Raw genomic sequence first — 13,589 nt, 5'->3', positions numbered from 1 at the left:
GAGCCCGGGAACCCGGCCGCGGCATCGGCCGTTTTTAGCCTGAGAGGCACCGGAAGGAAAGAGGGAGCGTGTCCGGCAAGTACTTCAACGGCGTGAAGACCATGGGGCTGTTCGTCCTGATGTGGGTCGTGCTCCTCGGAATTGGCTCGTTCGTGAACGGCGGCCAGTGGCTGTGGGCCTTCGCCCTGTTCGGCGTCTTCGGCACGTTCTACGGGTACTGGAACTCCGACAAGCTCGCGATCCGCGCCATGCACGCGCGGCCCGTGACCGAGGTCGAGCAGCCCGCGATGTACCGGATCGTCCGTGAGTTGTCCGCCGAGGCCAACCAGCCCATGCCTGCCCTGTACGTGTCGCCCACGCAGGCGCCCAACGCCTTCGCGACGGGCCGCAACCCCAAGAACGCGGCCGTGTGCTGCACCGAGGGGATCCTGCAGATCCTGGACGAGCGCGAGCTGCGCGGGGTGCTGGGCCATGAGCTGCAGCACGTATACAACCGCGACATCCTCATCGGATCGGTCGCCGCGGCCTTCGCCGGCATCATCACCGCGCTCGCGCAGATGATGTTTTTCTTCGGCGGCGGCGGCAACAACCGTGACAACCCCCTGGGTCCGCTGGGCATGATCGCGATGCTGATCCTCGCGCCCATCGCCGCGACCCTCATCCGCATGGCGATCTCCCGCACTCGCGAGTACGACGCGGACGAGGATGGCGCGACGCTCACCGGCGACCCGCTCGCGCTCGCGAGCGCCCTGCGTAAGCTCGAGCGCGGCACCGCCGCCCGCCCGCTGCCTGCGGACCCCAAGCTCGAGAACGTCTCGCACATGATGATCGCCAACCCGTTCAAGGCCGAGGGCCTCGCCAACCTCTTCGCGACGCACCCGCCCATGGACCAGCGCATCGGCCGCCTCGAGGAGATGGCCCGCAGGAACGGGCAGTACTTCTAGACTCTCCTTTCCCCGCACGCCTCGACGGCGCGGGGAATGGTTGGGCCCGGATATCGCGTTGCCCCCGTGGCAAGGTTCGTCGCCGACTGAGCGGCGCCTCGCACGGCGGAGGAACGATGCCCGCACGCGCAGGCAAGGGTGTGATCGGTGTGCTGACGGCGATCGGTGCCGCGGGTGCGGTGGGCGTCTACGACCTCGTCCAACGACGTCACTCCGTGCTGCGCAACTACCCGGTGGTGGGCCACCTGCGCTACGGGCTCGAGAAAATCCGCCCGGAGGTGCAGCAGTACTTCATCGAGCGTGACTGGGACGGCAAACCGTTTGATCGCGATACGCGCTCCCTCATCTACGAGCGCGCCAAGGGCGATCACAGCGAGAAGGCCTACGGCACGGAACTCGATGTTTACCAGGTGGGTCATGAGTTCCTCGTGCATTCGACCGCGCCGTTGGAGGCGCCCGACGAGCCGCCACGGGTGACCATTGGCGGGCCCGACTGCACGCAGCCGTACTCGATGTCACTGATGAACGTCTCGGCGATGAGCTTCGGCTCCCTCTCCGCCAACGCCATTCGAGCCCTGAACAAGGGTGCGGCGATGGGCGGGTTCGCACACGACACCGGGGAAGGGGGCATCTCCCCGTACCACCGCGAGCACGGCGGTGACCTGGTCTGGGAGATCGGCACAGGCTATTTTGGCTGCCGCGACGAGGACGGCCGATTCGATCCTGAGCAATTCGCTCGCAAGGCTCACGACGGCCAGGTCAAGGCGATCTCGATCAAGCTGTCGCAGGGCGCCAAGCCCGGCATCGGCGGAGTCCTTCCTGGAAAGAAGGTGACGCCGGAGATCGCTGAGACCCGAGGCGTGCCCGTCGGCGAGAAGTGCGTGAGTCCCCCTGCACACTCCGCCTTCTCGACCCCGCGAGGTCTGATCGAGTTCATCGTGCAACTGCGCGCGCTCTCGGGCGGCAAGCCTGTCGGTTTCAAGCTCTGTGTCAGCTCGCGCGTCGAGGTGCTCGCCATGGTCAAGGCCATGCTCGAGGCCGGTACCGCACCCGACTTCATCATCGTGGACGGCTCGGAGGGCGGTACCGGTGCCGCCCCTCTCGAGTACGAGGATCACGTGGGGATGCCGCTCACGGACGGCCTGATGCTCGTCCACAACGCCCTCGTGGGCGCGGGCCTCCGGGACCGCATCCGCGTGGGAGCGAGCGGGAAGGTCGCGGCGGGCAATGACATCGTCAAGCGCCTGATCCAGGGCGCCGACTACACCAACGCGGCCCGCCCCATGATGATGGCGACCGGCTGTATTCAGTCGCAGCGGTGCCACCTCGACACGTGCCCCGTCGGCGTCGCAACCCAAGATCCGCGCCGCGCCCGCGCGCTCGACGTGGGGGACAAGTCGCAGCGGGTGCGGCGCTATCAGAAGGCCACCGTGGACGAGGCCGTCCGCATGATGGCTTCGATGGGCGTGCGCCGCCCCGAGGAACTTACCCCCGACCAACTCAGGCTGGTGGTCGCGCCCGGCGAGACGGTCTCCTATGGCGATCGCTACGAGTGGCTCACGCCCGGCTGCCTGCTCGACGAAGCGCCGGGCCATTGGCGGCGCGACTGGGAGATCGCCACTCCCGAGAGTTTCCGTACCCCGCATGTCACCACGAGAGGAGACACCCGATGAGCACCACGGTCGCGACTCACATTGTCGACGCCCTTGCCGACCACGGCGTGACGCAGATCTGGGGGGTGGTGGGCGACGCGCTCAACCCGCTCACGGACGCCATCCGCACCGAGGACCGCCTGGAATGGGTGGGGGTGCGCCACGAGGAGGCAGGCGCCTTCGCCGCGGCGGCGCAGGCGCAGCTGACCGGTCGGATCGGCGTGGTGATGGGTACCGTGGGCCCCGGCTCGTTGCACCTCATCAACGGCCTGTACGACGCCAAGAAGTCGCACACGCCCATGCTCGCGATATGCGGTCAGGTGCCGAGCGCAGAGATCGGCACCAACTACTTCCAAGAGGTCAACAACGACCGTGTCTTCGAGGACGTGTCGGTGTGGAACCAGACCCTGACCTCGCCCGAGCAGCTCCCCCAGATGCTCGTCTCCGCGGTGAACGCCGCCTACGCCCAGGGCGGCGTGGCCGTGCTGACGATCCCCGGCGACATCGGCGGGCTCGAGCTCCCGTCCGGCACGCCGGCTCCGTCCTTTGCCGTCCCCTCCGCCGCCGCGGTCCCGAGCGAGGAGGCGCTCGCGGCCGCGGCCGCCGCCCTCGACAAGGGCGAGAAGGTCGCGATGCTCGTGGGCCGCGGCGCCGAGCATGCCCGTGAGCAGACCCTCGCCGTCGCGTCGCGCCTGAACGCACCCATGGTGGTCACCCTGAAGGGCAAGACCGGCTTCGACGGCGACAACCCGTACAACGTCGGCCAGGCGGGCCTGCTGGGCAACAAGGCCGCGGCCGATGCGCTCCAGGACTGTGACGTCCTCCTCATGGTCGGCACCGATTTCCCGTACCGAGACTTCTATCCGGCCGATGCCGTGGTCATCCAGATCGATCGGGCCGCCACCCATATCGGTCGCCGAGTTCCCGTTGACGTCGCCGTGACCGGCGACGCGGGCGAGGCGCTGGCAGCGCTGCTGCCGCGCCTGGCTGCGCACCAGGACACGGGCTTTCTCGAGTCCATTCGGTCCACCTACGAGTCGTGGCGCGAGCGCCAGGACCACATCGCCGACCCCGACTACGAGGAGTCCGGCGTGGTCGCGAAGGTGCGGTCAGTCTTCGACAACCCCGACGATCGCATTCGACCCGAGGCGCTCGCGGCTGCCGTGGACCGGCATGCCCCCGACGATGCGATCTTCACCATGGACACCGGTATGTCCACCACGTGGTCCTCGCGCTACGTGGAGATGCGGGGCGACCGCGAACTACTTGGCTCGTTCAACCTGGGCTCGATGGCCAATGCGCTGCCACAGGCGCTCGGTGCACAGGCCCTCGACCGGACTCGCCGGGTCGTGTCGCTGTCGGGCGACGGTGGTCTCATGATGCTGCTGGGCGACCTTCGAACGGCAGTCTCGTATCGGCTGCCGGTGGTCGTGGTGGTGTTCGACAACGCCTCGCTCGGCATGGTGCAGTTGGAACAGCAGGAGGGCGGCATCGCCTCCTTCGGCACTCAGCTCGATAACCCGGACCTTGCGGCCGTCGCGACCGCGCTGGGGCTCGCGGGGCGGCGCGTCGAGGAGCCCGGCGATCTGGATGACGCGCTGTCGTGGGCCTTCGCTCAGGACGGCCCCGTGCTCCTCGACGTGGTGACGAACCCTGACGAGGTGGCGGTCCCGCCGCACCCCAAGGTGTCGCAGGCGTGGGGCTACGCGGTCGCGAAGGTGACCGAGGCCGTCGAGAGCCGGTGACGCCGAGCCGTAGCGCCAGTCGCGCAGATGCCCGGGTCGGCTCCATACGGAGGCGACCCGGGCATCGGCCATATGTCAGCGGTAGTTGACGAACTGGAGCGCGGTGTCGACGTCCGCGTTCTTGAGCAGCGCCATGGTGGTCTGGAGGTCGTCGCGGCTCTTCGAGCTGACGCGCAGCTCGTCGCCCTGGATGAGGGCCTTGACGGACTTGGGGCCCTCGTCGCGGACGATCTTGGTGAGCTTCTTCGCGACGTCCTGAGCGATGCCCTCCTTGATCGAGGCGCCCAGGCGGAACTCCTTGCCCGACTGCGCTGGCTCGCCGCTGTCGATGGCCTTGAGCGAGATGCCGCGCTTGATGACCTTGGACTGGAACACGTCGAGGATGGCGAGCACGCGCTCCTCGGAGTTCGCCTTCATGACGATGGTCTCGCCCGACCACTCGATCGAGGCACCCACGCCCTTGAAGTCGTAGCGCTGCTGGATCTCCTTGGACGCCTGGTTGAGGGCGTTGTCGACCTCCTGGCGGTCCACCTTGCTCACCACGTCGAAGCTGCTGTCGGAAGCCATGTCATCCTCCATTCGTGGCCGCGTTCCGGGCGGCCGATGCATCTGTTGCCTGTGCGGCCCGCACGGATTCGCGTCGGGGCCGCTTTCGTTGCTATCCTTCCATGCGCGCCACGTTCCGAAAGGTTCAGACGCATGGCAGGTTGCCCGAGCGGCCAAAGGGAGCTGACTGTAAATCAGCCGTCACAGACTTCGGGGGTTCGAATCCCTCACCTGCCACACACGGAAGGCCCCGCTTCGGCGGGGCCTTCGTCATTCTCGGCATTGAGATAAGGGTCACACTGGCTCGTGCCGGCAGGTAGCACGGGGCTACAGTTCCCCGCAGTCAGACGCTGAGGGAGCACCATGACGCCACTGCCCACGGGCCTGCCCACACGCATGCGGACGGCCGCGCTGGCCGCCGCCGTCGCGATCCTGGCCGCCGGGTGCGCGGTTCCCGCGGCGGTGCCCGCGCCGAGCGGGAGCGCCGAGGCCTCCGCCAGCGCGTCTGCGACGCCCACCACGAGCGCCCCTTCGCCGTCGGCGACCGCGGAGCTGTCGCCCAGTGCGAGCGCCACGGGCGCCGCGGCGAGCCCATCGCCGTCGGCCTTGTCCGATGCCACGGGCACGGCCATGGCGGCGGTGTTGGCGCTCGAGGTGCGTGAGGCCGCCTCGAGCGAGGGTTACTCCCGCGAGCAGTTCGGTGATGGCTGGGTCGACGTGGATCGCAACGGCTGCTCCACCCGGGACGACATGCTCGAAGAGCGCCTCGAGAACGTCGAGACCTCGGGTTCGTGCACGGTGACCGCTGGTGACCTCCCCGACCCGTTCACGGGGGAGTGGATTCACTTCGAGCGCGGTGGCGCGAGTGAGGTCGACATCGACCACCTCGTCGCGCTCAGCGCCGCCTGGACCACCGGCGCCCAGGACCTCACCTACTCCGAGCGGGTGTCGTTCGCGAATGACCCGCTGAATCTCGAGCCCGTGGATGCCGGCGAGAACCGCTCCAAGGGAGACGACGACGCCTCCGAGTGGCTGCCGCCCGAGGCGGACTTCCGCTGCGAGTACGTGGCGCGTCAGGTCGCCGTGAAGACCAAGTACGCCCTGTGGGTGACCCCTGCCGAACTCGACGCGATGGTCGGCGTCCTCGACACCTGCCCGGATCAGGAACTCCCCTCGCCCGGCGATCAGCCCGTGATCTCGACGGGGCTGGGCGAGGCTCCGGCGCCGGCCACGACCGCCGAGCCCGACGACTCCCCACAGCTCAAGAAGACGTCGACGCCGAAGTCCACGCCCACGGAGACATCAGAGCCGGACCTCGACGAGCGCTACCCGTACTGCAAGGACCTGCCCTCCGGGTACGGACCGTACGTCAAGGGCACCGATCCCGAGTACGAGTGGTACTCGGACCGCGACGGCGACGGGGTGGTCTGCGAGTAGGTGTGTGTCAGCGCTCGATCGCGCAGCCCGCAGCGAGCGACGCCCGTGCGTCGAGCACCCGCTGATTGCGTGAGCCCCTGAACGCGAGCGACAGGTCCCGCTGCGACTCCTCGTAGGGCCCGTCGATCAGGACGTCGAGCTCCGCGAGGAGCTCGCGCTTGTCGTCCGAGTCCTCCACCAGCGCCTCGAACCGATACCCCGTCCAGCACCACACGTCGCGCGAACGGCCAAACTCGGCGCGCAGCCGGTGCACCGCAGCAAGAGCCACCTGCGTGTTGAGGAACGGCTCTCCGCCCAGCAGGGATAGCCCCTGGATCGAGGGGTGGGCGAGGTCCGCCATGATGCGGTCCTCGAGTGCGCGCGAGTACGGCTGTCCGTATCGGAACGACCAGGCCGCCTCGTTGTAGCAGCCCTCGCACTTGAACAGGCAACCCGCGACATAGAGCGAGCACCTCACGCCCTCGCCGTCGACAAAGGAGAAGGGCTTGTAGTCCGCGACGTAGGAGTGCGACACCTTGGTCGCCTGCCATGTACGGACGTCCGGCTCGCGCGTCATCCCCGGCCCCTGGGACCGCCCTCACTACCGCGCGAACCGGACGCCGATCGGTTCGACCCGGCCGCGCCGGCAACGCCCACGTCCATGGGCGAGGCACCCCCGGCGCCCGCGGCAGCGCTACCGCCGCCCCAGCGCACGGTCCCGGGCAGGTGCTTGACCCGCGCCGCGATCTCCTCGTGCCTGCCGTGAACCATGGGTCGCGCCTGGGGGTTGCCCAGGTACCCGCAGGTGCGCTTCACGACGTCGCAGGTGCGCGGGTCGTCATTGCCGCATTCGGGGCACGCGAAGCCGCGCGCGGTCGGGTCGAAGTCTCCGGTGAAACCGCACGCGTAGCAGCGGTCGATGGGCGTGTTGGTGCCCAGATAGCCCACGCGGTCGTAGGCGTAGTCCCACACCGTCTCAAGGGCCTTGGGGTTGCTGCGCAGCACGGGGTACTCCACGTAGTGAATGAAGCCGCCGGACGCGTACTGCGGGTAGGGCGCCTCGAAGTCGAGCTTCTCGAACGGCGTCGGCGCCTTGCGCACGTCGTAGTGGAACGAGTTGGTGTAGTAGTCCTTGTCGGTGATGTCCGCGACGGATCCAAAGCGCTCGCGGTCCAATCGGCAGAATCGGTCCGTCAGCGACTCCGACGGCGTCGAATACACCGAGAAGTGGTAGCCCGACTCGGCCTTCCACGCGGCTGTGGCGGCCGCGAGCCGGCGCAGCACCGCGAGGGTGAGCTCCTTGGCCTCCGGCTCCGACTCCCAGGCACCTCCATAGAACGCCGCGGCGACCTCGTACAGCCCGATGTAGCCCAGCGAGATGGTCGCGCGGCCGTCGCGGAACAGGTTGTCCACATCGTCCTCGACCGTGAGGCGCTGCCCGAACGCGCCGTGCACGTACAGAATCGGGGCGTTGGCCGGCACCGCCTCCTTGCAGCGCGCCACGCGGAAGGTGAGCGCATCCTTCGCGACGGCGAGGCGCTCCTCGAGCAGCTTCCAGAATACGGACACGTCGCCCGCGGCCTCGAGCGCGATGCGCGGCAGGTTGAGTGTCACGACGCCCAGGTTCATGCGCCCGTTGACGACGTCGTTGCCGTCCGCATCGGTCCAGCCTTGCAGGAATGAGCGGCATCCCATGGGCGCCTTGAACGATCCCGTGAGCTCCACGATCTTGTCGTAGGACAGCACGTCGGGGTACATGCGCTCCGTCGCGCACTGCACCGCGAGCTGCTTCACGTCGAAGTTCGGATCGCCCGGCTCAAGGTTGACCCCGCGGCGCAGCGTGAACAGCAGCTTGGGGAAGATGGCGGTGCGGCCTTCCTTGCCGAGGCCGCGCCGGCGGATCTCGAGGATCGCCGTCTGGATCTCACGCTCGTACCAGCCCGTGCCAAGCCCGAACCCGACGGACGTGAACGGCGTCTGCCCGTTCGACGTAAACAGCGTGTTGATCTCGTATTCGAGCGACTGCATCGCGTCGTAAATGTCCTTGCGCGTGCGCTCCTCGGCATACGGCCGATGCTGGCTGGGCTCGGCGATCCACGTCGCCGCCTCGTCCAGGTGCTTGGCGTAGTTGAGCGCGGCGTAGGGGGCGAGTACCTCGTCGATGCGGTCCACGGTGCAGCCGCCGTATTGGCTCGACGACACGTTGGCGATGATCTGGGAGATCTGCGCGGTCGCGGTCTGGATGGAGCGCGGCGGCTCGATTTCGGCGTTGCCCATCCGGAAGCCGTGCACGAGCATCTCGGGCACGTCGATGAGGCAGCAGTTCGTCATGGGCGCGTACGGCTGGTAGTCGAGGTCGTGGAAGTGAAGGTCGCCCTTGGTGTGCGCGTTCGCGACGTGGGGTGGCAGCATCCTGAGGCCGATGGCCTTGCCCACGAGGCCCGCGGTGAGGTCGCGCTGCGTGTTGAAGACGTCCGCGTCCTTATTGGCGTTCTCGTTGACGACGGATGACTCCTTGTCGAGGAGCGTCGTCACGGTGTGGTTGAGGTCGGTCGCCTTCGCGCGGCGGAAATCGCGTGCGACGCGATAGTCGATGTAGGCGCGGGCCACGTCATATTCGCCGGCCTCGAGGAGTTCGTGCTCCACGGCGCCCTGGATCTCGTAGATCTTCACGTCGCCCACGTGGCTGTCGCGCACCTCGTCGACGATGCTGGCAGTCAGCGCGGCGACGCGGGGCTCGTGCGCGGCCGTGTCGGCCCCGTGTACCTCGCGGAAGGCCTTAGCGAGCGCCGCCTGGATGCGGCGGGCGTCAAAGTCGAGGGTGCGGCCGTCTCGCTTGACGACACGAAGGCTCACGGCTGTCGAGTCCTTGCTGATGCGATCAATATCCGCGATGGTCATGGCGCGTGGCGTCCCTCCTCGACGATGAACCCGAGCCTCCAGACCACTACATCTGGGGGTTCCGGATGGGAGACGACACTAGATCTGGTTCAAACACAGGTATGGGTCCTTGGTCCCATGCGGAGCTCGAAGCCCGTCTAGACCGGCCACGATGCGGCCGCGACACGCCGCCCCAGTTCCGGGTCGATCATCGCCCCGGTCGCGCTCATCACCGCGTCCGCTCCCGCGGCGACATGCGCCGCCACGTCGCGCAGGCCCATCACGCCGCCCACTCCGACAATCGCGAACTGCGCCGCGGCGTCGACCCGCCACTGTGCGAGCCGCCGCACCATCGCGACGGCGGCCGGCCCGATCGCCTCGCCGCAGACCCCGGCCACCTCGCGCCCCCAACCGGGCAGCGCCTGGTCGCCTGCCGGCGTGACCAGGCGCGCGGGCACCGTGTTGATGGCCGCATATCCGTCGACGATGGGCGCGGTGGCCGCGAGGAACTCCTCGAGCGCGGGCTGGGACGCGAAGTGGGCGAGCTTCAACACGAGCGGCACGTCGCCCACGGCATCCTTGACCGCGCCCGCGATGCGCGTGACGAGCTCGGTGTCGAAGCACAGCAGGTGGCCGGTGCCCTCGTTGGGGCACGACAGGTTCATCTCCAACACCGGCGCGCCGGCCTCCACGCACAACGTCGCGGCGCGCACGTGGTCCGCCACGTAGGCGTCCTCGCCGCCGCCCGTGCGCGTGCCCTGGTATGAGCCCACGAGCACCTGGCCTGGGCCGGCGGCCGCGACGGCGCGGGACATGTCCGGCTGCCACTTGTCGGGGTCGCGCGAGGGCACACCAAAGGAGTTCGAGATCGATCGCGCGGCGTCGAGGTCGGCGCCCGCGACCAAGGTGTCGAGCCGATCGGGATCGAGGGGACCGTCCGTGGTGACCGCGAGGCAGTTGGGGAAGGGATGCGTGGGATGCGCGCCGGTGCGCACGGTCTTGTAGACCGCGATGTCGAAGGCGTGCGCGAGGGCCGCCTCACAGAAGGCCGCATTGACCAGCGGCCCGGCGGGGATGCCGAAGGGCCGGTGGACGGGGTGGCCTAGAAACGTGTGGGCCGGCGCACCGCGGTCGGTGACGTCGCCGCCTGACCCGGTCACGGCATCGGCCGCCACCTCGGCCCAACTGCCGAAGGGGCCGTGCGAGTAGTTGTCCTCGTACGTGCGCAGCGGGTCATAGAACCAGGTCACGTCTTCGAGCGTAGGCGCCCGGGCACGCGAAAGGCCGGGACCGACGGCCCCGGCCTTTCGCGCAGCCGCGCTGGCGTCAGTCGATGACCTGCTTGCGGCCGTCCTCGATTTTCACGAACTTGCCGCGGTGGATCTCCACGCCGTCCATGTCCTCGAGCTCCATGCCCTTGGTCTCGGGCACCTTGAAGAAGACGAAGAACAGGCTCAGCAGCGCCATGGCCGCGTAGAAGCCGTACGCGAACGTCAAGCCGATGTGCGCGAAGATCGGGAACGTCATGGTGATGGTCCAGTTGGCCAGCCACTGCGCGGCGGCGGCCACGGCGAGAGCGACCGCGCGGATCCGGTTGGGGAAGATCTCGCCCAGCAGCACCCACACCACGGGACCCCAGGTAGCCGCGAAGAACGCGGTAAAGAGGTTGGCGCCGCCCAACGCGACGCCGCCCCACGCGCCGTCGAGCGACGCGTTGCCGTCCGCGTCCACGGTGGCGGTCGAGAAGGCGATCGCCATCGCGAGTAGCGACAGGAACATGCCCGACGATCCGACGAGGAGCAGCAGGCGGCGGCCAATGCGGTCCACGAAGATGATCGCGACGATGGTGAACACGATGTTGGTCACGGACGTGATGGTCGACGTCAGGAACGCCTGGCTCTCCTCGAAGCCCACCGACTGCCATAGCGACGTGGAGTAGTAGAAGATCACGTTGATGCCGACGAACTGCTGGAAGACGCTCAGCAGGATGCCGATCCACACGATCGGCATCAACCCCAGGCGGTTGCCGCGCAGGTCGCGCACGGACTGGTTCTCGTCGTGGCCGATCGAGCGCTCGATCTCGTCGATACGGTGGTCGACGTCCCGCTCGCCGGAGAAGTCGCGCAGTACTGCGGCCGCCTCCTCCTTGCGGTGGCGGAACACGAGGTAGCGGGGGGACTCGGGAAGTCGCAGGGCCGCGAGGCCGTAGACCAGTGCGGGGATGACGCACACCATGAACATCCAGCGCCACGCCTCGAGGCCGAACCACAGCACCTCGTCGGCGCCGCCGGCGACCTCGGCGAGGACCTGGTCGCTCAGCAGCGCGGCGAAGATACCGAGGACGATTGCCATCTGCTGCAGCGACCCCAGGCGGCCGCGGAACTTCGCGGGCGCCACCTCGGCGATGTAGGCGGGCGCGATGACGGAGGCGGCGCCGATGGCGAGTCCGCCGACGATGCGCCACAGCATGAGGTCCCATACCGCGAACGCGAGGCCGGAGCCCACGGCGGAGGCGAGGAACAGGATGGCGGAAATCACCATCACGCGGATGCGGCCGTAGCGGTTGGCAATGCCGCCTGCGAACCACGCGCCCACGGCGCAGCCCAGCAGGGCGGAGGCGACGACAAACCCGGTCAGGGAGTCGCCTAGGTCAAAGTCGGCTGAGATCGAGTCGACGGCACCGTTGATGACGGACGAGTCGAAGCCGAACAGGAAGCCGCCGAGTGCGGCTCCAATGGTGATCCCGAGGACGCGACGATTGAGCTTCGCATCAGCGATCGGAGCGGGGGAGGTGCTCACGGAAGGGGGCTCGCTTTCTCATAAGCCGTGGCGGCCATCGCCACGGGAGTCGCTCCGCTCACCCTAACGCCGCATCGGTGCCGGCGCCCGTGGGAACCAGGGCCGATGCGAGGGCCGGGGCGAGGTCGCCACGAGGGGCGACGCTGACCGACGGGAGGTCCAACCACGCGGCCATGGTCAGTAATTCCCGGGCCGCGTGCGCTGAGACCCGATCGTCCGCCAGTCGCCGCGCTCCCGGCGCGGAACCCGGCTCGCGCCATGAGGCCTGCACCAGAAGCTGGCCCGCCTTCCGATCCGCCTTGAGGTCGAATCGCGCGGGGATCTGTTCGCCCACGAGGAGCGGCAGGCAGTAGTACCCGTACTGGCGCTTGTCCTCTGGCGTGTAGATCTCGATGCGGTAGTCGACCCCGAACATGCGTTTCAGGCGCGGCCGGAACCAGCACACGGGGTCGAAGGGGCTGAGTAGCGCGGTGGCACCCGCGCGGCCGGGGTCCTCGGCGCCCGCCGCCAGCAGCGCCGGTTCCTTCCACCCCTCGACGGCGACCCACGTGGCCAGGCCGCGCTCGACCGCGGACGCGGCCCACGCCGCCGCTCCCTCGCCGTCGCTGCCGCGGGCTCCTGGCGCGAACGGCAGCCGGAAGTGATCGGCGAGGTCGCGTAGCGTGCCGATCCCGCACGCGGACAGGGCCCGGTCGAACAGCGCCTGGCGCGCGGCGCTCGGGGACTCTCCCCACTGCACGGGAGTCGCGCCAGGGCCGTCTGCCCCCAGCGTCGCAGGCGGCGCCCCCCACGCCCGCTCGGTCGAGTCATACGTGCGCGCAAAATGCCTGCCCCGCGACGCCGCCACCCCGCCCGTCATGAACAGATACTCGAGCGCGCGCTTCACGTGCCCCTGATCCCACCACGGCCCGCGCGGCCCCTCGGCGGGCGCGAGGTGCTCGAGGTCGCGCGCGACGACGGGCCCGTGCTCCTCGACCGCGGTCTGCACGGCGGCGATGAGGCCGGGGCGTTCCGCCTCGAGCGAGGCCCTGGTGCGCGCCTTCCACGACTCCCCGCCCACCATGCGGTGATACATCAGCGGCAGCAGGTCATGCGGCATGACGGAGGCCTCGTGCCCCCAGTGCTCGAATGCGGCGGCCGCGTGCCCGCGCTCGTGCCCCCACAGGACGTCGTCCGCCATCGCCGTGTCGTATGGCCCCAGGCGCGAGTACAGCGGCACGTAATGCGCGCGGGCGAGCACGTTGACCGTGTCGAGTTGCAGCACGCCCTGGCGCTCCAGATAGGCAGTCACATCCGCGGGGCGCACGCGCCGGCGCGGCCGCGCGCGGGTGAGGCCCTGCGCCGCCAAGAAGATGCGTCGCGCCTCGCGTGCCGTCAGATCGGGACCCATTCCGTCACCCTAACCAGGAGGGCCGACAACGCGACCCGGCCACGGCATCGGCCGCTCAAAAGAGACCCCTCGGGGCCGATTTCACTTATCGGTCTCGGGGCGTGTACCCTAGTCCGGCTGGCCCCGATAGCTCAGTCGGCAGAGCGTTTCCATGGTAAGGAAAAGGTCCAGGGTTCGATTCCCTGTCGGGGCTCCAAGGATGGCTCGCCGCCGCACC

General features: G+C 68.8%; 10 protein-coding genes and 2 tRNA genes. 6 read left to right on the top strand and 6 right to left on the bottom strand.

Going from position 1 to position 13,589, the window contains the following annotated elements; translation table 11 throughout:
- Positions 1–68 precede the first annotated feature (68 nt).
- From htpX to B7K20_RS05845, 3 genes are all read left to right on the top strand, one after another.
- Positions 69–944, top strand: a complete 876-nt coding sequence (gene htpX / locus B7K20_RS05855; protein ID WP_144018560.1) for a zinc metalloprotease HtpX — start codon at positions 69–71, stop codon at positions 942–944.
- Positions 945–1,060: 116 nt separating this feature from the next.
- The gene (locus B7K20_RS05850) at positions 1,061–2,617 is read left to right on the top strand and encodes an FMN-binding glutamate synthase family protein (RefSeq protein ID WP_084101493.1); all 1,557 of its coding nucleotides are present in this window, start codon (positions 1,061–1,063) and stop codon (positions 2,615–2,617) included.
- Entirely contained in the window at positions 2,614–4,341 is a 1,728-nt protein-coding gene (locus tag B7K20_RS05845) for a thiamine pyrophosphate-dependent enzyme (RefSeq protein ID WP_084101492.1), read from the top strand. The genes B7K20_RS05850 and B7K20_RS05845 overlap by 4 nt, the downstream gene beginning before the upstream one ends.
- A gap of 75 nt (positions 4,342–4,416) precedes the next feature.
- On the opposite strand, the gene B7K20_RS05840 is transcribed toward B7K20_RS05845, so the two are convergent.
- Positions 4,417–4,908 (bottom strand): YajQ family cyclic di-GMP-binding protein, encoded by a 492-nt coding sequence (locus tag B7K20_RS05840; protein ID WP_084101730.1) that lies wholly within the window; start codon positions 4,906–4,908, stop codon positions 4,417–4,419.
- A 134-nt stretch (positions 4,909–5,042) separates the two neighbouring features.
- Here B7K20_RS05840 and B7K20_RS05835 point away from each other — a divergent pair.
- Both B7K20_RS05835 and B7K20_RS05830 read left to right on the top strand, forming a co-directional pair.
- A tRNA-Tyr gene (locus tag B7K20_RS05835) sits at positions 5,043–5,124 on the top strand.
- Positions 5,125–5,250: 126 nt separating this feature from the next.
- On the top strand, positions 5,251–6,324 hold the full coding sequence (locus B7K20_RS05830; RefSeq protein ID WP_084101729.1) for a DUF1524 domain-containing protein: 1,074 nt from the start codon (positions 5,251–5,253) through the stop codon (positions 6,322–6,324).
- A gap of 7 nt (positions 6,325–6,331) precedes the next feature.
- Here the strand turns inward: B7K20_RS05830 and nrdG are convergent, their stop codons facing one another.
- The 5 genes from nrdG to B7K20_RS05805 all read right to left on the bottom strand — a co-directional run bounded on the left by nrdG (position 6,332) and on the right by B7K20_RS05805 (position 13,372).
- The gene (gene nrdG / locus B7K20_RS05825) at positions 6,332–6,880 is read right to left on the bottom strand and encodes an anaerobic ribonucleoside-triphosphate reductase activating protein (protein WP_084101491.1); all 549 of its coding nucleotides are present in this window, start codon (positions 6,878–6,880) and stop codon (positions 6,332–6,334) included.
- Positions 6,877–9,204, bottom strand: coding sequence for an anaerobic ribonucleoside-triphosphate reductase (nrdD, locus tag B7K20_RS05820; RefSeq protein WP_084101490.1), 2,328 nt, complete (start codon positions 9,202–9,204; stop codon positions 6,877–6,879). Before nrdD ends, nrdG begins: the two co-directional genes overlap by 4 nt.
- A gap of 137 nt (positions 9,205–9,341) precedes the next feature.
- Positions 9,342–10,433 (bottom strand): tRNA-dihydrouridine synthase, encoded by a 1,092-nt coding sequence (locus B7K20_RS05815; RefSeq protein WP_084101489.1) that lies wholly within the window; start codon positions 10,431–10,433, stop codon positions 9,342–9,344.
- Between the two features lie 76 nt (positions 10,434–10,509).
- The gene (locus tag B7K20_RS05810) at positions 10,510–11,982 is read right to left on the bottom strand and encodes a sugar porter family MFS transporter (RefSeq protein ID WP_084101488.1); all 1,473 of its coding nucleotides are present in this window, start codon (positions 11,980–11,982) and stop codon (positions 10,510–10,512) included.
- 58 nt (positions 11,983–12,040) lie between these two features.
- The gene (locus tag B7K20_RS05805) at positions 12,041–13,372 is read right to left on the bottom strand and encodes a winged helix-turn-helix domain-containing protein (RefSeq protein WP_084101487.1); all 1,332 of its coding nucleotides are present in this window, start codon (positions 13,370–13,372) and stop codon (positions 12,041–12,043) included.
- 120 nt (positions 13,373–13,492) lie between these two features.
- Here B7K20_RS05805 and B7K20_RS05800 point away from each other — a divergent pair.
- A tRNA-Thr gene (locus B7K20_RS05800) sits at positions 13,493–13,568 on the top strand.
- Positions 13,569–13,589 lie beyond the last annotated feature (21 nt).

This window comes from Demequina sp. NBRC 110051, assembly GCF_002090055.1.
GTDB lineage: Bacteria > Actinomycetota > Actinomycetes > Actinomycetales > Demequinaceae > Demequina.
This window is presented reverse-complemented; position numbering and strand designations above follow the sequence as displayed.

Bases quoted from the DNA above. Each gene is read 5' to 3' on its own strand.
- B7K20_RS05850 (WP_084101493.1), top strand. From the start codon at position 1,061: ATGCCCGCACGCGCAGGCAAGGGTGTGATCGGTGTGCTGACGGCGATC.
- B7K20_RS05845 (WP_084101492.1), top strand. From the start codon at position 2,614: ATGAGCACCACGGTCGCGACTCACATTGTCGACGCCCTTGCCGACCAC.
- B7K20_RS05840 (WP_084101730.1), bottom strand. From the start codon at position 4,908: ATGGCTTCCGACAGCAGCTTCGACGTGGTGAGCAAGGTGGACCGCCAG.
- B7K20_RS05830 (WP_084101729.1), top strand. From the start codon at position 5,251: ATGACGCCACTGCCCACGGGCCTGCCCACACGCATGCGGACGGCCGCG.
- nrdG (WP_084101491.1), bottom strand. From the start codon at position 6,880: ATGACGCGCGAGCCGGACGTCCGTACATGGCAGGCGACCAAGGTGTCG.
- nrdD (WP_084101490.1), bottom strand. From the start codon at position 9,204: ATGACCATCGCGGATATTGATCGCATCAGCAAGGACTCGACAGCCGTG.
- B7K20_RS05805 (WP_084101487.1), bottom strand. From the start codon at position 13,372: ATGGGTCCCGATCTGACGGCACGCGAGGCGCGACGCATCTTCTTGGCG.